The sequence below is a fragment of the Intrasporangium sp. genome (assembly GCF_051961875.1).
Taxonomy (GTDB): Bacteria; Actinomycetota; Actinomycetes; order Actinomycetales; family Dermatophilaceae; genus Intrasporangium_A.
This window is the reverse complement of sequence record NZ_JBQCCV010000232.1, coordinates 1-19,184: the sequence shown is the minus strand read 5'-3', so window position 1 is coordinate 19,184 and position 19,184 is coordinate 1. Positions and strand designations below refer to the sequence as shown.

The 19,184-nt window shown below is 70.5% G+C and carries 16 protein-coding genes; 8 read left to right on the top strand and 8 right to left on the bottom strand.

Features of this window, described 5'->3' with window-relative positions:
• Window positions 1-85: 85 nt before the first annotated feature.
• Both dapC and fdxA read right to left on the bottom strand, forming a co-directional pair.
• Entirely contained in the window at window positions 86-1,195 is a 1,110-nt protein-coding gene (gene dapC, locus ACTHJJ_RS13760) for a succinyldiaminopimelate transaminase (RefSeq protein ID WP_440303505.1), read from the bottom strand.
• 7 nt (window positions 1,196-1,202) lie between these two features.
• A complete protein-coding gene (gene fdxA, locus ACTHJJ_RS13755) occupies window positions 1,203-1,529 on the bottom strand; it encodes a ferredoxin (RefSeq protein ID WP_440303504.1) in 327 nt (108 codons plus the stop codon).
• Window positions 1,530-1,581: 52 nt separating this feature from the next.
• On the opposite strand from fdxA, the gene ACTHJJ_RS13750 reads away from it, so the two are divergent.
• Complete coding sequence (locus tag ACTHJJ_RS13750) at window positions 1,582-2,631, top strand: GNAT family N-acetyltransferase (protein WP_440303503.1); 1,050 nt, start codon at window positions 1,582-1,584, stop codon at window positions 2,629-2,631.
• 16 nt (window positions 2,632-2,647) lie between these two features.
• Here the strand turns inward: ACTHJJ_RS13750 and ACTHJJ_RS13745 are convergent, their stop codons facing one another.
• The 5 genes from ACTHJJ_RS13745 to ACTHJJ_RS13725 all read right to left on the bottom strand — a co-directional run bounded on the left by ACTHJJ_RS13745 (window position 2,648) and on the right by ACTHJJ_RS13725 (window position 9,507).
• Entirely contained in the window at window positions 2,648-4,351 is a 1,704-nt protein-coding gene (locus tag ACTHJJ_RS13745) for a VanW family protein (protein ID WP_440303502.1), read from the bottom strand.
• Between the two features lie 122 nt (window positions 4,352-4,473).
• On the bottom strand, window positions 4,474-5,346 hold the full coding sequence (mshB, locus tag ACTHJJ_RS13740) for an N-acetyl-1-D-myo-inositol-2-amino-2-deoxy-alpha-D-glucopyranoside deacetylase (protein ID WP_440303501.1): 873 nt from the start codon (window positions 5,344-5,346) through the stop codon (window positions 4,474-4,476).
• Between the two features lie 10 nt (window positions 5,347-5,356).
• On the bottom strand, window positions 5,357-7,102 hold the full coding sequence (locus ACTHJJ_RS13735; RefSeq protein ID WP_440303500.1) for an ABC transporter substrate-binding protein: 1,746 nt from the start codon (window positions 7,100-7,102) through the stop codon (window positions 5,357-5,359).
• A gap of 3 nt (window positions 7,103-7,105) precedes the next feature.
• Complete coding sequence (gene typA, locus ACTHJJ_RS13730; protein WP_440303499.1) at window positions 7,106-9,025, bottom strand: translational GTPase TypA; 1,920 nt, start codon at window positions 9,023-9,025, stop codon at window positions 7,106-7,108.
• 5 nt (window positions 9,026-9,030) lie between these two features.
• Entirely contained in the window at window positions 9,031-9,507 is a 477-nt protein-coding gene (locus tag ACTHJJ_RS13725) for a (deoxy)nucleoside triphosphate pyrophosphohydrolase (RefSeq protein WP_440303498.1), read from the bottom strand.
• Between the two features lie 156 nt (window positions 9,508-9,663).
• On the opposite strand from ACTHJJ_RS13725, the gene ACTHJJ_RS13720 reads away from it, so the two are divergent.
• Both ACTHJJ_RS13720 and ACTHJJ_RS13715 read left to right on the top strand, forming a co-directional pair.
• Complete coding sequence (locus ACTHJJ_RS13720; protein ID WP_440303497.1) at window positions 9,664-11,076, top strand: hemolysin family protein; 1,413 nt, start codon at window positions 9,664-9,666, stop codon at window positions 11,074-11,076.
• A complete protein-coding gene (locus tag ACTHJJ_RS13715) occupies window positions 11,076-12,083 on the top strand; it encodes a hemolysin family protein (RefSeq protein ID WP_440303496.1) in 1,008 nt (335 codons plus the stop codon). The genes ACTHJJ_RS13720 and ACTHJJ_RS13715 overlap by 1 nt, the downstream gene beginning before the upstream one ends.
• Window positions 12,084-12,252: 169 nt before the next feature.
• Here ACTHJJ_RS13715 and ACTHJJ_RS13710 read toward each other — a convergent pair whose 3' ends face one another.
• The gene (locus ACTHJJ_RS13710) at window positions 12,253-13,230 is read right to left on the bottom strand and encodes a universal stress protein (protein ID WP_440303495.1); all 978 of its coding nucleotides are present in this window, start codon (window positions 13,228-13,230) and stop codon (window positions 12,253-12,255) included.
• A gap of 203 nt (window positions 13,231-13,433) precedes the next feature.
• Between ACTHJJ_RS13710 and ACTHJJ_RS13705 the strand changes: the two genes are divergently transcribed.
• From ACTHJJ_RS13705 to ACTHJJ_RS13685, 5 genes are all read left to right on the top strand, one after another.
• Window positions 13,434-15,107 carry an ABC transporter substrate-binding protein gene (locus ACTHJJ_RS13705; protein ID WP_440303494.1) on the top strand — a complete coding sequence of 558 codons (1,674 nt, stop codon included), beginning with the start codon at window positions 13,434-13,436 and terminating at the stop codon, window positions 15,105-15,107.
• Between the two features lie 101 nt (window positions 15,108-15,208).
• A complete protein-coding gene (locus tag ACTHJJ_RS13700; RefSeq protein ID WP_440303493.1) occupies window positions 15,209-16,219 on the top strand; it encodes an ABC transporter permease in 1,011 nt (336 codons plus the stop codon).
• Window positions 16,220-16,224: 5 nt separating this feature from the next.
• Window positions 16,225-17,256: an ABC transporter permease gene (locus ACTHJJ_RS13695; protein ID WP_440303492.1), complete on the top strand. Its 1,032-nt coding sequence runs from the start codon at window positions 16,225-16,227 to the stop codon at window positions 17,254-17,256.
• Window positions 17,257-17,260: 4 nt separating this feature from the next.
• Window positions 17,261-18,280 carry an ABC transporter ATP-binding protein gene (locus ACTHJJ_RS13690; protein ID WP_440303491.1) on the top strand — a complete coding sequence of 340 codons (1,020 nt, stop codon included), beginning with the start codon at window positions 17,261-17,263 and terminating at the stop codon, window positions 18,278-18,280.
• On the top strand, window positions 18,280-19,184 hold a 905-nt coding region (locus tag ACTHJJ_RS13685), incomplete at its 3' end, for an ABC transporter ATP-binding protein (protein WP_440303490.1). The genes ACTHJJ_RS13690 and ACTHJJ_RS13685, both read left to right, overlap by 1 nt.

Here is a 19,184-nt window from a genome sequence, read left to right as displayed (position 1 = left end):
AGTCTTTATCGTCCGCGACGTTACCCCAGCAGGGCGCCCTCGGAGAAAAGTGGGCACCCGGGGGTCCCACCCGGGGCCGGTGGTATCAGAGCCGTGCGCATGCCGCCTCGATCCGCTCGTCGGTCGCGGTCAGTCCGATACGCACGTGCCGCTCGCCGAGGGGGCCGTAGAAGGACCCTGGGGCGACCAGAATGCCCCTGTCGGCGAGGTCGGAGACCGTCCGCCAGCAGTCCTCGTCGCGGCTCGCCCACAGGTAGAGGCCCGCCTCGGACTGGTCGACCCGCAGCCCCGCCCGCCGGACGGCCGAGAGCAGCCGCTCACGTCGTCGCCCGTATGCCGCTCGCTGGGCCTGGACGTGCTCGTCGTCCTGGAGCGCCACCGCCGTCGCGTGCTGCACCGGGGTGGGCATCATCATGCCGGCGTGCTTGCGGACCTCGAGGATCCGCGCGATGAGCGCGGGGTCACCCCCCACGAAGGCGGCCCGGTAACCGGCGAGGTTGGACTGTTTGGACAGGGAGTAGAGGGCGAGCAACCCCTCGTGGCTCTCCCCGCAGACATCCGGGTGCAGGATGCTCGGCGTCGCCTGGCCGACCTGGTCCTGCCGCCAGTCGAGCTCGGCGTAGCACTCGTCGCTCGCCACGACGACATCGTGGGCGCGAGCCCAGTCGACGACCTTGCGGAGGTGATCGACCCCGAGCACCTGCCCGGTCGGGTTGCCCGGGCTGTTGACCCAGAGCAGCCGCGGGGTCGTCGCACTCGTGAGGGGGCCGAGCCCGGTCAGGCTGTGCACGACGACCGGAGTGGCCCCCGCGATCCGGGCGCCGACGTCATACGTCGGGTAGGCGATCGCGGGGATGCCGACGATGTCTCCGGCGCCAAGGCCGAGGAGGGTCGGCAGCCAGGCGACGAGCTCCTTGCTGCCGATCGTCGGCAGCACCGCCTCAGCGGCGATGGTGACGCCGCGGCGCCGGGCGAACCACCCGGTGATCGCGTCGCGCAGCTCGGGGGTGCCGATCGTCTGCGGATAGCCGGGGGCGTCGGAGGCCTCGGCGAGGGCCCGCCGGACGAGCTCAGGCGTCGGGTCGACCGGGGTGCCGACGGACAGGTCGACGATGCCGTCCGGATGCGCGCTCGCTCGCGCCTTGTCGGGCGCGAGCGAGTCCCACGGGAAGTCGGGTAGGTCGAGGACCGTCACTCGACGGTCACTCGTCGTGCGGCTGCGGCGGGAGCGCCTCGATGATCGGGTGGTCCTTGTCGATCATGCCGAGCTTGGCTGCCCCGCCCGGGCTGCCGAGGTCGTTGAAGAACTCGACGTTGGCGGTGTAGTAGTCGCTCCACTCCTCCGGGACGTCGTCCTCGTAGTAGATCGCCTCGACCGGGCAGACCGGCTCGCACGCGCCGCAGTCCACGCACTCGTCGGGGTGGATGTAGAGCGAGCGCTTGCCCTCGTAGATGCAGTCGACCGGACACTCCTCGATGCACGCCTTGTCCTTGAGGTCGACGCAAGGCTGGGCGATGACGTAGGTCATGGAAGGAGTCCTCCTGGACGGGATGGTCTGCAGCAGCCCTAGTATGCCGGACATGACTGGCCCCGCCGCGACGGACCCATGGGATGCGAGAGATGCCGGGGACCCGTCCGGCCGGCTGACGGTCGGTGAGCGCGTCGTCGTGCGCTACCGGCTGCCCCAGGGTTCGGAGGCGGGCGCGACGGATGTGCTGGGAATGCTCCGGTCACGGGACGAGCAGGACCTCGTCGTGGACAGCCCCTTCGGGCAGGTGAGGATCCCCCGCCGTGACGTCGTCGCCGCCAAGGACGTGCCGCCGCCCCCGGCGCGCTCCGGCCCCGCGCACACCCGCATCGGCATCGCCGACCTCGAGCTGCTCATGGCCAAGGGCTGGGTCGCAACCGAGCAGAGCGGGTTGGGTTCCTGGCTGCTCCGGTCCGCGCCGCGCTTCACGGGGCGCGCGAACTCGGCTCTGCCCGTGGGCGATCCGACGCTGCCGCTCGAGCGGGCTGTGGACTTCGTCGAGAACTGGTATCGGCAGCGGGACCAGAAGCCGATGTTCCAGGTGCCCGGCCCGGTCGGATTCGACCCGGCCGACGACGAGGTTGGCGCCCACCTGCTGAGCCGGGGCTATGCGGCTGGCGTCGGCCAGTCGCGCGGGGAGCACGTGAGGGTCATGACCGCCCCTCTGGCCGCCCTGCCGGCCCTGACCGAGCAGTCCCCGCCCGTCACCGGCGACGCCCGGCTGCAGCCCGAGTGGCTCATGGCCTACGGGGAGTCGCGCACCACCGTCCCGGGCATCACCGAGAGGGTGCTGACGGGCAGCCGTGGACAGCTGTTCATGTCGGTGAGAGACGAGGGCTCGGGCCGGCTCGCCGGCATCGCCCGGATGGCGATCCACCCTGGCTGGGCCGGCATCTTCGGGCTCTGGGTCCACCCGGAGCACCGGCGTGGCGGGATCGCGACGGCGCTGGTCTCGGCCGTCGCGATGGCAGCCAAGGACAACAACATGCCGTCGGTCTACCTACAGGTGTCCGGAGACAACACCGGGGCCATCGCCTTCTGGGAGGAGCTCGGCTTCAGCCGGCATCACGACTACACCTATCTCGCTCCGGCCGACGCCTGAGCGAGTCCGGCCCGCCTCAGGGCTTGGCCTTGGGGTTCGTGCAGACGATCTTGTCCTCGGGGATGTAGTGCGTGTGCACGTCCTCGCTCTTGACGAGCGTGGACGACCCGGGCTTGAACCACTGCCGGGTCACCGTCACGTCGAAGCCGGGGTTCGGCTGCTGGGGGTAGCACTTCAGGGAGTCATCGCGAATCGTCTTGGGCGGCACGACGTTTCGCCGCGGCCCCTTGACGGACTTGATGTCCCAGGTCTTGGTCGACCAGACGCGCCCGTGGACGTAGCCACCCTCCACCCAGGTCTGAAGGAGCATCCCGTGCGGGGTGTCGTTCTTCCACTTGTTGTCGACGGTCGGCCAGAAGACCGTGGCCTCGCGACCCTCCGGGTAGCGGGGGATGAAGAAGGCGTGCGGTGTCGCCTCGAGGATGTTCGCCCCGGCGAAGTAGGCCATGTTGTAGATCGTCGTCGAGACCTGGGAGATGCCCCCGCCCGTGCCACGGGTCAGCCGTCCGTTGATGATGACGGTGCCGTCGGCGTAGCCCTTGTCCGTGGTCCGCTCGCCGAGGATCCCGTTGAGCGAGAACGTTCCTCCCGGTGGGACGTAGGTTCCGTTGATGGTCCCTGCCGCGACGATGAGGTTGTGGGTGCGGGTCGTGTCCTCGGGCGGGAAGGGTGACCTGAAGTCGACGATGAGGTCCTTGACGCCGGCCGCGTCGGCATCGGACGTCGTGAAGGCGGGCTTGGTCACGGTCGCGCGGACCGTCACGGTGCGCGCGTCGGAGGACATCGCAGCGATGACCTCCTTGGTGAGGGCCTCCTGGTCGACGGCTGTCCCGTCCACCGACGGCACGATCTTGGGGCGGCCGTTGCCCGCCTCGAAGGTCCACCGCGCCTCCCGCGCCTGCGTGGTCTTGACCTTGACCGTCTCGGCGATGACGGCCGAGAGCTTGGCCTCGTCGAACTGCGGCTTCAGGCTGCCGGCGCCGTCTTGGACGAACGAGATCGCCGGCGCGAACTGCTCGGGTCGGAGCGGCATCTGCTTGCCGTCCGCCACGAGCGTGATCGGCGCGGAGACGGCGGTGCGGGCGAAACCGTCGGCCACGGCGCGGATCTGGTCGGCGCTGACCTGCGGGGGCACGTCCTTGAGGACGGCCGTTGCAGCGGTGGTGTCCGGGAAGGCCCGGCGGAGGGCGAGCTTGGTCCCGGCGATGTCGAGAGCCCGGCCGACCTTCGGCAGCGTCACCGCCACCTCGCCGTCCTCGAAACGGACCGACCCCTCGGCAGCGGGTGACTCCACGGACGGCGCCAACCGCTCGAGGTAGGCGGTGAGCTGGTCGTCGTCGGCCTTGGTCAGCAGGGGGAGGTCGACCGACCCGGTCAGCTTGTCCCACGCTGCGCGGGGGTTGAGCGTGAACCCGGTGAGCCCGTCCAGGCTCCGCTCGGTGTCGACGGAGAAGCCCGCCTCTCCGGGCTTGACCTGGACTGTCCTGTCGCTGCCCGGGATCGTCACGTCGATCGGCGTGGCCAGCAGGGACCGGCTCTGCTTCTCCACCGTGGCGGTCGCGTCGGCCGGCGACATGCCGCCGATCCGGATGCCCCCGACGGTTGCGCTCGCGGGGACGTGCCCCGAGGTCCAGACGCAGAGGCCGACGTAGGCGCCACCGAGGACGAGCAGGGAGACGACGAGCCGCACGAAGGTGCTGCGACGGTCGCTGTGAGCCATGGTTCCTCCGGACAGACTGGGTTGCCGGGGACGATAGCCCGCCCAGGGTCTGGCCCGGAGTGGCCGCGCCGCGCGGTCCGGAGTCGTCCCCGAATCGTTGCCGGGACTCTCTCGAGACGCCGTCAGGCGAAGAGCGAGTCGCGCCGCCTGCCGCCGCCGACGGCAGTCCACGCGCGCGGGTCGACCCGCCCGTACCCCTCGCGCTCGCTCGTGCGGGCGGCGATGTTGTTGGACAGCGCGTAGATGTCCTCGCTGAAGACCGTGACCTGCGTGCGATGGGCCCGCAGCGCCGCGTTCTTCACGGCACGGGCCGCCGAGTCCTCGACGACGTGGGTGACCTCGGCATCGGGCACGACCGAGGGCGGGTAGGGGTCCGTGGAGGACGGGAGGATGAGGCCGTATGCCGCTGCGCCGAGCTCCGGGAGGAGCGTCCGGTCCTGCTCGGCCCAGGAGCGTGCGACGAGGATCTGGAAGACCCGCTCCGGCAGCTCCGCGTCGTCGAGCCGGCCCAGGGCCGCCCGGGTGACACGGTGGGTCTGGACGTGGTCCGGGTGACGGTAGCCGCCCTCCGGGTCGTAGGTGATGAGGGCGTCGGGTCGCACCGCGCGGATCACCTCCGCGACGAGGTCGCCGACCTCGTCGAGGTCGGCGTTGACGAAGGCCTCCGGGCGGGCAGCCGCCTCCGAGCCCGCCATCCCCGAGTCGCGGTAGCGCGAGAGCCGGCCCGCCGCGGGGTCGGCCCCGAGCACGTGCAGGTGCGACCCGATCCGGGACATCGCCTCCGTGAGCTCCCCGTAGCGGTAGGGGGCGAGGGCGTCGTCCGGGTGCCCCTCGAGGTGGCGCAGCTCGGCCGGGATCACCTCGCCCTCCTCGCCGAGGGTGCACGTCAGAACGTGCACCTCGTCACCGGCCGCGACGTGGTGCGCCATGGTGACGCCGCAGGTGAGGGTCTCGTCGTCGGGGTGCGCGTGGACGAACAGGAGGCGGCGCGGCATACGGCTCCGATCAGCGGACGGCGGCAGTGGCGAGGTCCACCATGCCACCGACCACGTGGTCCTCGTAGTGCGTCACCCCGGGCCCGTGCAGGTAGGTCGACTTCGAGGCCGCGAGCGCCACGTAGCCGCCCTGCTCCCGGACTCGGTCGTCGGCCTGCTCCCAGATGGCCCGGCGCTGGCGCGGGTCGGCGGCGGCGGTCGCCTTGTCGACGAGGGCCTGGAAGGGACCGTCGGAGAAGTAGCCGACGTCCTGCCCCGGGCCGGACGAGTCGAGGTTGATCCGGGCGTCGAAGAGGGCGGGCAGGATCGCCCCGGCGGACGGCCAGTCGGGACTCCATACGCCGCGGAAGACGTCGTACTTGGACGCGGAGTCGGGCCGCTCGATCGTCTCGTAGTACTTCTCGGGCGGCACTTCGTTCAGCTCCACGTCGAAACCGGCCCGTTCCCACGCGGCGGCGAGAGCGGCATACGCCTTGTCCCCCAACGCGCTCTGGACGTGCACGACACGGACCTTGACGGGCGTGCGCACGCCCGCCTTCGCGAGGAGGGCCCGGGCCGCCTCGGGATCGCCCTCGACCGGGCGCCCCGGCTCTGCCGCGACGCCCCGCTCGCTCACGCTCGGGGGCAGGATCGACCAGGTGGGCGCTCCGGCGTCCGGTCCGCCGTTCGCCGTCACGTAGGTCGCACGGTTCGTCGCGAGCGCGAACGCCTGACGCACCTCCGGCCGGGACATGATCCGGCTCTTCATGTTGAGGGCCAGGTAGTCGACGTCCCCGTTCCACGGAGAGGTCATCCGCGCCTTGATCTCCGGCGAGGCCTGGTTGCGCAGGGTCGGCGACGCCTCGACCCACGAGACCGCCTGCGCGTCCGTGCCGCTCGCGTTGAGCAGCCGCTGGATGACCGCGCTCTCGTCGAGGCCCGCCTCGACGACGATCCGGTCCGGGTAGGCCTTGCGGACCGGGTCGGAGGCCGGGGCCCAGCGCTCGTTCCGGACGAAGGTGCCGCCCTTGGCCGAGTCCCAGGTCCCGGAGAGGCGGTACGGGCCGGTCGACATGACCGCGTGGCCCTGCCGGGTGTCGTCACTGTCCATCGACGCCTTGCGCGGCGCGAACTCGGCGAGCGAGACGATGTAGGGGAAGTCCGGCTCGGGCTCGCGCAGGTGGAAGGTGATCTGTTGGCCCTTGCACTCGACCGCCTTGGTGAAGGCCGCCGCGTTCCGGGTGTCCTTCGGACCGGTGTAGACGGGCTTCTCCAGCCCCTCGGCCGTCACCTGGGTCGGCACGTCGAGCAGGAAGCTCGCGTAGTTCGTCCCGGCGATGTGCGTCGTGCGGTCGAAGGTGCGTGCCACGCCGTGGCGCACGTCGTCACAGGTGACGGGCGAGCCGTCCTGCCAGGCGATTCCGTCCCGCAGGGTGAAGCTCCACGTGCGCCCGCCGTCCGTGGGCGTGCCCGTCGTCGTCGCGAGGTCACCGACGAGCTCGCGCTGGTCCTTGCCCGTGCCATACGTGGTCAGCGTCCGCACGAAGGTGCGCTCGGCGAAGAACGCCTCGGGGCCCACGTACATCAGCTGGGGGTCCCAGGTGCGGACGTCGCCCGCGACGAGGACGTGCAGGTCACCGCCCTTGGCGGCCGTGTCCGGGGAGGCTCCGGCGACCCGGTCGGTCGCCGCCGAGCCGCCCGTCAGCGAGGTACAGGCCCCCGCGGCCGTGACGGCCAGCGACGCCAGCGCACCGGCGAGGACACGCCTGACCCGCACCGCTCAGCCTTCCGCCTTGGCGGCCGCGCGGACGCGCGCCGCGGTGCGGGCGCGCTCGTGGCCGTCGAGGACGACCTTGCGGATCCGGACCGCGTCCGGGGTCACCTCGACGCACTCGTCCTCGCGGCAGAACTCGAGGGACTGCTCGAGTGAGAGCTTGCGGGGCGGCACGATCTTCTCGAAGTTGTCCGAGGAGGAGGCCCGCACGTTCGTCAGCTTCTTCTCCTTGGTGATGTTGACGTCCATGTCGTCGGCGCGGGAGTTCTCACCGACGATCATGCCCTCGTAGACCTCGGTCGTGGGCTCGGTGAAGAGGGTCCCGCGCTCCTGCAGGTTGACCATCGCATAGGCCGTCACGACGCCGCTGCGATCCGAGACGAGTGAGCCGCTCGTGCGGGTCTTGATCTCGCCGTGCCACGGCTCGTAGCCCTCGAAGACGTGGTTCGCGATGCCGGTGCCGCGCGTCTCGGTGAGGAACTCGGTGCGGAAGCCGATGAGCCCGCGGGACGGGACGACGAACTCCATCCGCACCCAGCCGGTGCCGTGGTTCGTCATCTGCTCCATGCGGCCCTTGCGCGAAGCGAGGATCTGCGTGATGGCACCGAGGTACTCCTCGGGGGTGTCGATGGTCAGGCGCTCCGTCGGCTCGTGCACCTTGCCGTCGACGTGGCGGATCACCACCTGCGGCTTACCGACGGTCAGTTCGTAGCCCTCGCGGCGCATCTGCTCGACGAGAATCGCGAGGGCGAGCTCGCCGCGCCCCTGGACCTCCCAGGTGTCCGGCCGTTCGGTCGGAAGGACGCGCAGCGACACGTTGCCGACGAGCTCCCGGTCGAGGCGGTCCTTGACCATACGGGCGGTGACCTTGGAGCCTCGGACCCGGCCGACCATCGGGGAGGTGTTCGTGCCGATCGTCATCGAGATGGCAGGCTCGTCCACGGTGATGAGCGGCAGCGGCCTCGGGTCGTCGGCGTCGGCGAGCGTGTCTCCGATCATGATCTCGGGGATTCCGGCGATGGCGATGATGTCGCCCGGGCCGGCCTCCGCGGCCGGGACCCGCTCGAGCCCCTCAGTGATGAGCAGCTCGGTGATCTTCACCTGCTCGATGGATCCGTCGTGCTTGCACCAGGCGACCTGCTGGCCCTTGCGGATCGTCCCGTTGTGCACCCGCAGCAGGGCCAGCCGGCCGAGGAAGTTCGACGAGTCGAGGTTGGTCACATGGGCCTGCAGCGGCGCCGTGGGGTCATAGGTCGGAGCCGGGATTGTCTCGAGGATGGTGCTGAAGAGCGGCTCGAGGTTGTCCTCGGCGGGCAGGGCGCCGTCCGCGGGCCGCTCGAGCGAGGCGCGGCCCGCCTTGGCGGACGCGTAGACGATCGGGAAGTCGAGCGCGGCCTCGGAGTCCGACCCTGAGTCGAGCAGATCCATGAACAGCTCGTACACCTCGTCGACGACCTCGGCGATCCGGGCGTCGGGGCGGTCGACCTTGTTGATGCACAGGACGACCGGCATCTTGGCGGCCAGCGCCTTGCGCAGGACGAACCGGGTCTGCGGGAGCGGGCCCTCGGAGGCGTCCACGAGCAGCACGACGCCGTCCACCATGGACAGGCCGCGCTCCACCTCGCCGCCGAAGTCAGCGTGGCCGGGGGTGTCGATGATGTTGATCGTCATGCCGTCGGTGAGTCCGGCAGCCACGGCAGAAGGGCCGTTGTAATGGATGGCGGTGTTCTTCGCGAGGATCGTGATGCCCTTCTCGCGCTCGAGGTCGCCGGAGTCCATGACGCGCTCCCCCGTCGTCGCCACGGTCTGACGTGCATCGAACGCGCCGCCCTGCCACAGCATCTTGTCGACGAGCGTCGTCTTGCCGTGGTCGACGTGGGCGACGATGGCGACATTCCGGATATCGGCGCGGGTGCTCAGTGGCATGGGTGTCAGTCTCTCAGGGTCGGGGGATGTGGGGCGTCGTGCAGGCGGGCCGCGACGGCGTCGACGATGGACAGGTCGGCCGGGAGCCACGCAACCTCGTGCAGCGCCTGGCGGGTGAGCCAGCGCAGCTCGTCGTGGTCCTCGAGCGGCTCGGGGACGCCGCCGGCCACCTCGGCGAACCAGACGAGCATCTCGTAGCGGTCGCCGAGCGGCCACGTCTCCCCGGGCAGCGGGCCCGGGAGGTGGGGGCCTACCACGATCTCGACGCCCAGTTCCTCGGCGATCTCCCGGTGCAGCGCGATCAGCGGTGACTCGCCCTGGTCCACCTTGCCGCCGGGCAGCTCCCAGCCCCCTGCGAGCTCGGTCGGCTCGGTTCGCCGGGCGGCGAGGAGCCGGGTGGGGGCGGCGAGGTCGTCGACGAGTGCCGCACCGACGACCAGCCGCACGTCAACGGGGTCGTGGGACGGGTTCTCGGTGCGCATGACGGAGAAGATGGTGACACATGAAGGCGCATTTCCGGGCATGGCGACCACCGCCGGTATCCTGCCCCCATGACATCGGCGCCCCAGGAGGGCCACAGTCCCCTGCCGGGTGACGCCCGGCTCCCCCACTCGATCACGACGGCGTGGTGCTGACGCATGGACCTCGTCCTCGGGATCGGCCTCGTCCTCGCGTTGACGGCCGCGACCGGTTACTTCGTCGCCCAGGAGTTCGCCTACGTCGCCGTCGACCGCAACGCCCTGCGTGACCTCGCCCAGTCGGGCGACGCGGCGGCGGAACGGGCCCTGCGCGTGACCTCGCGGCTGTCCTTTGCCCTGTCCGCGGCCCAGTTCGGGATCACCGTGACGGCGTTGCTCGTCGGCTACGTCTCGGAGCCGCTCGTCGGCGTCGGGCTCGCTCACCTGCTCGGCTTCACCGACCTGTCGTATGCCGCTCGCCTCAGTCTCAGCGTCACCGCGGTTCTCGTGTTCTCGACCGTCGTGCAGATGGTCTTCGGCGAGCTAGCGCCGAAGAACCTGGCGATCGCACGCACGGTCCGGGTCGCGCGGGCGCTGAGCCGCAGCACCCTCGCATACCTGGCGGTCGTCGGGCCGGTCGTCCGCCTCTTCGACACGGCCTCGACCCGGCTGCTCCGGGCCGTCGGCATCGAACCCGTGGAGGAGCTCGACCACGGGGCGACCCCGCAGGACCTCACCCGGATCATCGACGAGTCGCATGCGGGCGGGCTGCTGAGGGACGAGCTGTCCGGCACGCTCGAGGGTGGGCTGCGGCTGCGCGACCTCACGGCCGACGACGCCATGACGCCGCGCGTCCGTGTCGTCACCATCCCCGCCGCGGTGACCGTCGACGAGCTGGTCGCCCGGCTCGACACCGGCTACTCGCGGTTCCCCGTGACCGGGCGGGACCGGGACGACATCGTCGGGGTGGCCGGCCTCGCGGAGCTGCTGTCCGTGCCCGCTGCCGAGCGTGGCGCCACGACGGTCGGCCAGGTCGCCTCCCCTGCCTGCGTCGTCCCGACGAGCGCCCCGCTCGCAACCGTGCTCGAGCAGCTCCGTCGGGAGCACCGGCAGCTGGTCGTCGTCATCGACGAGCACGGCGGCTTCGCCGGCGTCCTCTCCCTCGAGGACATTGCGGAGGAGCTCGTCGGCGACATCCTCGACGAGGACGACATACCCGAGCTGGGGGCCGTCAGCGACGGACCGGGGGCCTGGCTCGTGCCGGCCCGCCTCCGGCTCGACGAGGTCGGTGCCCGCACCGGTCTGCTGCTCCACGCGACCGACCCCTTCGACACGGTCAGTGGTCTCGTCCTCGAGCTCCTCGGCCGCACCCCGGCCGTCGGGGACGAGGCCGTCGTCGCCGCGACCTCGGAGGCACCCGTGTCGGTCGCCACGGCGGACGGCGGCGTGCGCGAGGCGCTCGCCACGGCTGTCCGCCTCGTCGTCACCACCGTCGACCGGCACGTCGCCGGGACGGTGCGGCTGGAGGCGCTCGACACGCTGCCGCAGGTCGAGAGACCCGACACGAACCACCCGGGGGGTGAGCACCGGTGATGACCGCACTCATCGTCTCGGTCGTCCTGCTCGTCCTCAACGCCTTCTTCGTCGCCGCGGAGTTCGCCCTTGTGGCGAGCCGCCGGCACCGGCTCGAGGACCTCGCCGAGGACGGGAGCCGCTCCGCACGGGCGGCGGTCGCCGGCTCGCGCGAGCTCTCACTCATGCTCGCCGGCGCCCAGCTCGGCATCACCCTGTGCACACTCGGCCTCGGCGCGCTCGCGAAACCGGCGGTCGCCGACCTCATCGGTTCGGGCCTCGGTGCCGCCCGGGTCCCGGCCGAGGTGGCGACCGTCGTCGGCGTCGTCCTCGCGGTCGCCATAGTCGTGTTCCTCCACATGGTCATCGGGGAGATGGCCCCGAAGTCGTGGGCGATCGCCCACCCGGAGCGCTCGGCGCTGCTGCTCGCGCTGCCGTTCCGCGGCTTCGCGCGGCTCGTCCGGCCGGTGCTGACCGTCCTCAACGGCATGGCGAACCTGTCCCTGCGCCTGTTCGGCGTCACGCCGCAGCCCGAGCTCGCCCAGGCCCACGGCCCCCGGGAGCTGCAGCTGCTCATCGCCGCCTCCCGGGAGCACGGGACCCTGACCGAGCCCGAGCACCGCGTCCTCACGGGCGCGCTCGACCTCGAGACCCGGACGCTCGCCTCGCTGATGGTCCCCCTCGCGGACGCCGTCGTCGTGCCGGCCGGCGCGACCGGCATGGAGGCGGAGGCCGTCTCCCGCACCTCCGGGCGGTCCCGGCTCGTCGTCGTCGAGCAGGGGATGCCGGTCGGCCTGGTCCACGTGCGGGACGTCGTCCGTGCGACGGCCGCGGAGGCGATCGACCCCTTCGTGGCGCCCGCCGAGGTCCTGCCGGCCGAGCTGACGCTGCTCGAGGCTCTGAGCCGGATGCGCGCGACCCGTCAGCAGCTCGTCCTCGTCGGAGACCCGGACCAGCCCGTCGGACTCGTCTCGATGGAGGACCTCCTCGAGCGCGTCATCGGCCAGTTCGACGACGAGACCGACTGACCTCTACCCGCATTGCTCGTCGAGTGAGCACCCATCCCCACCAGTCACATCGGCCACGTCCTCCCGATGGTGGCGCGTGAGTCGGAGCGCTCGCTCAAGTGCGGATTTGTGACCGGTCGACCGAGGGAACGTGACCGGTTGACCGAGGGAACGTGACCGATCGACGGGGTCAGTCGGTGTGGGACTGGGCCCGCACGATGCCGACCGGGACGAGCGAGCGCTGCATCACCTTGTGGCTGACCGAGCCCAGCGCCATACCGGCGAACCCGCCGCGGCCGCGGCTGCCGACGACGACCAGGCCGGCGTCCCGCGCCCGCTCGAGGATCACGTCGACGGGCCGACCGTTGCGCAGGTCCACCTCCACCGCGAGGTCGGGATGCTTCTCCCGGACCGGCTGCAGAACGTGCTCGACCATGGCCCGATAGCGGGCCTCGACCTGAGCCCACTCGGGCGTGCCCTCCTCGGTGACCACGATCCCGTCGACCACCTCGAGCCACCACGTCGTCACGACGACGAGGGCGACGCCGCGGCGGGCGGCCTCGTCACCGGCGACGGTGACGGCACGGACGCTGTGCTCGCTGCCATCGACCCCGACCACGACCGGGCGACCCACGTCCCCCGGGTCCTCTCCGACCACGACGACGGGGCACGCCGCGTGCATTGCGGTGTCGAGCGAGGTAGTGCCGAGCAGGACCCTCTCCAAGGTGCCCTTGCGGCCGCTGCCGACCACCACGAGACGGGCCTCGGCTGAGGCGTCGACCAGTGCCTGGGAGGCGGTCCCCCAGGGCTGGCTCGACGTCACGGCGAGGTCGGGGTGCCGGTGGCGCACAACCCTCCGCGCATCATCGATGATCCGCGCACTGGCCTCGCCCATCTCCGGCTCGAGGCCGATGGGCGCGAACCCCGCGTCCCAGGCACCGACGAGCCCGGCATGCACCTCCTGTGCCGTCAAGAGGTGCAGCGGTGATCCGAGCAGCTGCGCCTCTCGCGCGGCGAAGGCGAGCACGGCCCGATCCTTGTCGCTGCCGTCGAGCGCCGCGACGAGCGCCCCGATGGGGACCTCGTCGTCGCGGCGACGCGACTCCGGTTGGACCGTCGCTGCATCGTGGGGTTGCTGCCCAGCGGCGTCACTCTGATCGGCGGTCATGCCTCATTCTGGCCCGTCCACCGTCTCTGGCGGCGACAGACCGAGCCCCGACGCGGGGTCTCGGACGGATAAACATTGGGCGTGGAGCACCACAACTGTGCCCCACTTCACTATGTTTCCTCCAACCGGCGGCGCCAACAGCGCCGTCGGTCCCTTGGCCGCTCCAATGGCGGGGCGTCCCGGAACCGAGCGAGGTAACTCACATGAAGTTCTTGCGCAAGATGACTCCGGTCGTGGTCCTCACGACCGGGGCCCTGGTCCTCACGGCCTGCGCCCAATCCGACCGGGGGGCCGACCCCGGCTCGACCAACGGTGCCAAGACAGGCGGCACGCTGACCTTCGGAGCGGCCGGTGCCCCGAAGCTGTTCGACCCCTTCTACGCGACTGACGGCGAGACCTTCCGGGTCAGCCGACAGCTCTTCGACGGCCTCCTCGGCGTCAAGCCTGGGACGGCCGAGGTCGTGCCCGAGCTCGCAGCAGAGATGCCGACGTCCGACAACGGGACCGACTGGACGTTCAAGCTCCGGACGGGCGTGAAGTTCCACGACGGCACACCGTTCAACGCTGAGGCCGTCTGCAAGAACTTCGAGCGCATGTTCGACCAGAACCCGGCGGCCCAGAGCAGCGCCGCCTCCTACTGGGCCGACACCATGGGCGCCTTCAAGGACAAGGCGTCCGAGTCGCTCTACAAGGGCTGTGCTGCGAAGGACGACTCGACGGTCGTCATCTCGGTGAACCGCACCACCTCGAAGTTCCCGACCATGCTGACCCTGGCGTCGTTCTCGATGCAGAGCCCGACCGCCATGGAGAAGGGCAACGCCAACGACGTGAAGGCGCAGGGTGACGGCTTCGTCTTCCCGCCCTACTCCCAGGCGCCGGTCGGCACCGGGCCGTTCAAGTTCGACAAGTACGACGAGGCCAACAAGACCGTCACGCTGGTCCGCAACGAGGACTACTGGGGCGAGAAGGCCAAGCTCGACAAGCTCGTCTTCAAGATCATCCCCGACGAGAGCACCCGCCGGCAGGAGCTGAAGGCCGGGAGCATCCAGGGCTACGACCTGCCCAACCCGGTCGACTGGAAGGGTCTCAAGGACGACGGCAACCAGGTGCTCGTCCGCCCGGCCTTCAACATCCTCTACATGGGCCTCAACCCGAAGAAGAACCCGAAGCTGGCCGACCTCAAGGTTCGCCAGGCCCTCTACTACGCCCTCAACAGGGACCAGCTCGTCAAGACGCAGCTGCCGGAGGGTGCCTCGGTGGCGACGCAGTTCATGCCTGACACGGTCAAGGGCTACAACAAGAACCTCCAGCCGGTGGCCTACGACAAGGCCAAGGCGCAGCAGCTGCTCAAGGAGGCGGGGGCCGAGGGCATGACGCTCGAGTTCGCCTACCCGACCGAGGTGTCGCGGCCCTACATGCCCAACCCGCAGAAGATCTACGAGGCGCTGCGCACCGACCTCGAGGCCGTCGGCATCAAGGTCAAGGTCATCGCCAAGCCCTGGAACGGCGGCTACCTCGAGGGCATCGACAACGGGCTGTTCGATGCCTGGATCGTCGGCTGGACCGGCGACTACGACGCGGCGGACAACTTCATCGGCACGTTCTTCGGCTCGGAGACGAACGACTTCCAGACGTTCAGCCAGCCGTGGGGCAAGGAGCTGTCCAACAAGCTGAAGGCCGCCGACTCGATCGTCGACGAGGACCAGCGGACCGCGGCCTATGAACAGCTCAACCAGGAGATCATGGACAAGTACCTGCCGGGACTGCCGCTGACGCACTCCCCGCCGGCGCTCGTCGTCGGCAAGGACGTCCAGGGACTGGTCGCCTCACCACTCACCGCGGAGGAGTTCAACTCGGCCACCGTCGGTGGCAAGTGATCTGAAGCCTGTTCGCACGGATCACCGACCATCCGAGAGCGTGGGCCGTCCCTAACACCCGTCGGGGCGGCCCTCGCCGGTGAGAGAGGTCTCCAACGCCCATGCTCCGATTCATCCTGCGACGGCTGCTCCAGATGCTCGTCGTCGTCCTCGTCCTCTCCCTCCTGCTCTTCCTCTGGCTCAGATCGCTTCCCGGTGGCACCGTCTCGGCTCTCCTCGGGGAGCGCTCGACGCCCGAACGCGCGGCCGCGCTGTCCAAGGCGCTCGGCCTGGACCAGCCCATCTGGGTCCAGTACTGGAACTACCTGGGCCGCGTCATCCATGGTGAGTTCGGGCCCTCCACGGGGGTGCTCCCCGGGCGCGACGCCGTCGACATCTTCATCGCGCGGTTCCCCGCCACGGTCGAGCTGAGCATCTTCGCGATCCTCCTGGCCGTCGCGATCGGCATCCCCCTCGGCTACCTGTCCGCGCGCCGCAAGAACACGTGGTTCGACAACCTCTCGGTGATCGGGTCCCTGATCGGGGTCGCGGTGCCGGTCTTCTTCCTCGCGTTCCTGCTCAAGTACTGGTTCGCGATCCAGCTCGGCTGGCTGCCCGTCTCCGGCCGGCAGAGCACCAGCCTCGACGCCACGCGGGTCACCGGCTTCTTCGTCCTCGACGGGGTCCTCACCAGGGAGTGGGACGCCGCCTGGGACGCCCTCAGGCACCTCATCCTGCCGGCGCTGGCCCTCGCGACCATCCCCTTCGCGGTCGTCTTCCGGATCACCCGCGCCTCGGTCCTCGACGTCCTCGACGAGGACTTCGTCCGAACCGCACAGAGCAAGGGGCTCACCGCCCGCATCATCCGCGGCCGGCACGTGCTGCGCAACGCGCTGCTGCCCGTCGTCACGACGATCGGCCTGCAGATCGGCGGCCTGCTTGCCGGCGCGGTCCTGACCGAGCGGGTCTTCTCCTTCGGCGGGATCGGTGAGGCCCTGGCGATGTCCTTCGAGCTGCGGGACTACCCCGTGCTCCAGGTGCTGATCCTGGCCGCCGCCGCCGTCTATGTCGTCGTCAACCTGCTCGTCGACATCACATATGCCATCATCGACCCCCGCGTCAGGACGAGGTGACCGCCATGACGAGCACCCCCAAGGGCCCCGGCAGCCGCAAGAAGCAGCGCATCGACTCGCTCGCCGCCACCGCGGCGCGCAGCACCGGCCCCGACACTCGCGCCGGCGGCCCCGCTCTGGCTACCACGACGCTCGTGGCCGACGCCGGCCGAGTCAGCGGAGGTGCGGGCCAGTCGCTCCTCGCCAGCGCGTGGAGCAGGCTGCGCCGCAACCCCGTCTTCCTCGTCGGCGCGACGGTCACCGTCGTGTTCGTCGTGCTCGCCGTCATCTCCCCGTGGATCGCCCCCCACGACCCGGCGGCCCAGCCCCTCCTCGACAAGGTTCGTCCGCAGTCGAACCCGGTGCCCGGCGCGGAGCCCGGGTTCCCACTCGGCGCCGATCCGATCGGCCGCGACCTGTTCTCCAGGCTGCTCGTCGGCAGCCGACAGACGCTCATCGTCGGCGTCTTCGCGACGCTCGGTGGCCTGCTCGGTGGCCTCACGCTCGGCACGCTCGCCGGCGCGATCGGCGGCTGGGTGGACACGCTGGTCATGCGCATCGTCGACGTCATGCTCTCGATCCCGTCGCTCATCCTCGCGGTCTCGATCGCGGCCCTCGCATCGAAGCCGAGCCAGGTGACCGTCATCATCGCGATCGCCATCGTGCAGATCCCCATCTTCGCCCGCCTCCTGCGGGGCTCGATGCTCGCGCAGCGCTCGAGCGACCACGTCCTTGCGGCCCGGGCCCTCGGGGTGAGGCCCCGCGCAATCGTGTTCCGGCACATGCTGCCGAACTCGCTCGGTCCGGTCATCGTGCAGGCGACCCTCGTGCTCGCCACCTCGATCATCGACGCCGCCGGCCTGTCCTTCCTCGGGCTCGGCAACCCTGACGACCGCGCGCCTGAGTGGGGCCAGATGCTCGGCATGTCCCAGCAGTACCTCGCCGACTACCCCCACCTCGCCGTCTGGCCGGCGATGTGCATCATCGTCGTCGCACTCGGGTTCACCCTCATGGGGGAGTCGCTGCGCGAGGCCCTCGATCCCAAGAGCCGGAGATGAGCGCATGACGCAGACCACCATCCCCACCACGGGCAGCGCCCGTCGTGGCGACGAGCCGCTCCTGCAGGTGCGCGACCTGCGGGTCGCCTTCGGCCACTCCGGCGACGAGCCCTTCACCGCCGTCGACGGCATCTCCTTCGACGTCCGGCCGGGCCAGACGGTCGGCCTCGTCGGGGAGTCCGGTTGCGGCAAGTCGGTGACGTCACTGGCGATCATGGGCCTGCTCCCTCGCCGGGGCAACCGCGTCGAGGGCGAGGTCCTCTTCGACGGCACTGACCTGCTCCGGCTGTCCGACCGCGAGATGCGCGACCGCCGCGGCAGCGACGTCGCGATGATCTTCCAGGACCCGCTGAGCTCACTCAACCCGGTCGTCTCGATCGGCACCCAGGTCGCCGAGGTCCTCGAGCGGCACAAGGGCATGAGCCGCAAGGCGGCCCTCGAGGTCTCCCGCGACATGCTCCACAAGGTCGGCATCCCCGACCCCGACCGGCGGCTCAAGGACTACCCGCACCAGCTATCGGGTGGGATGCGTCAACGGGCACTCATCGCGATGGCGCTGGCCTGCGAGCCCCGCCTGCTCATCGCCGACGAGCCGACGACCGCGCTCGACGTGACGATCCAGGCGCAGATCCTCGCCCTGCTCGCCGATCTCGTGCGTGACACCGGCACGGCGCTCATCATGATCACCCATGACCTCGGGGTGGTGGCCGGCCTCTGCGACACGGTCAACGTGCTCTATGGAGGGCGGATCGTGGAGCGGGCCGAGCGGCATACCCTCTTCGCGCAGCCCCGCCACCCCTACACGCATGGGCTGCTCGCGTCGATCCCCCGCCTCGAGGCGGAGCGCGACGCGCGGCTGACCCCGATCCCAGGATCGGTCGCCGATAACCTGCCGTGGGAGGGCAACTGCGCCTTCGCGCCGCGCTGCAGCAACGCGATCCCGATCTGCACCCAGCAGACGCCCGCACTGGTCGAGGAGTTCGGCCGCGCCCTGCGCTGCCACAACCCGGTGGAGGAGTCCTGATGACCGCGACCGCGCCGATTACGGAGACGGGCACCGACGAGCATGAGGTGCTCCTCGACGTGCAGGGCCTGAAGGTCCACTTCCCCATCAAGAAGGGGGTCGTGTTCGACAAGGTCGTCGGGCACGTCTACGCCGTCGACGGTGTCGACCTGCAGATCCGGCGCGGCGAGACCTATGGGCTCGTCGGCGAGTCCGGCTGCGGCAAGTCGACGCTCGGGCGCGCCATCCTCAACCTCGAGACCCCGACGGCCGGGACCGTGTCGTTCGACGGCGTCGACATCGCCTCCCTCAAAGGCGAGGCGCTCCGCCGCAAGCGCCAGGACATGCAGATGGTCTTCCAGGACCCGATGAGCAGCCTCGACCCGCGCCAGTCGGTCGAGTCGCTCCTGCTCGAAGGGATGCGCGCCCACGGGCTCGCCAGCGACGACGCAGCCGCGGCCACGCGGCTACGCGAGCTGCTCGCCGCCGTGGGCCTGCCCCCGGCGGCGCTGAAGAAGTACCCGCACGAGTTCTCCGGCGGCCAGCGCCAACGGATCGGCATTGCGCGGGCGCTGTCGGTCAATCCTGTGCTCATCGTCGCCGACGAGCCGGTGTCCGCCCTCGACGTGTCGGTGCAGGCCCAGGTGGTCAACCTCCTCGAGGACCTGCAGGAGGAGTTCGGCCTGACCTACCTCGTCGTCGCCCACGACCTCGCCGTGGTCCGGCACATCAGCGACCGGGTCGGAGTCATGTATCTCGGGGCGCTCGTCGAGGAGGCGGATGCCGACGACCTCTACGCCTTGCCCCTGCACCCCTACACGCGGGCGCTGCTGTCGGCCGTGCCGGTGCCTGACCCGATGGTCGAGGACCGACGGGAGCGGATCCTGCTCACGGGCGACCTGCCCTCGCCGTCGAACCCACCGAC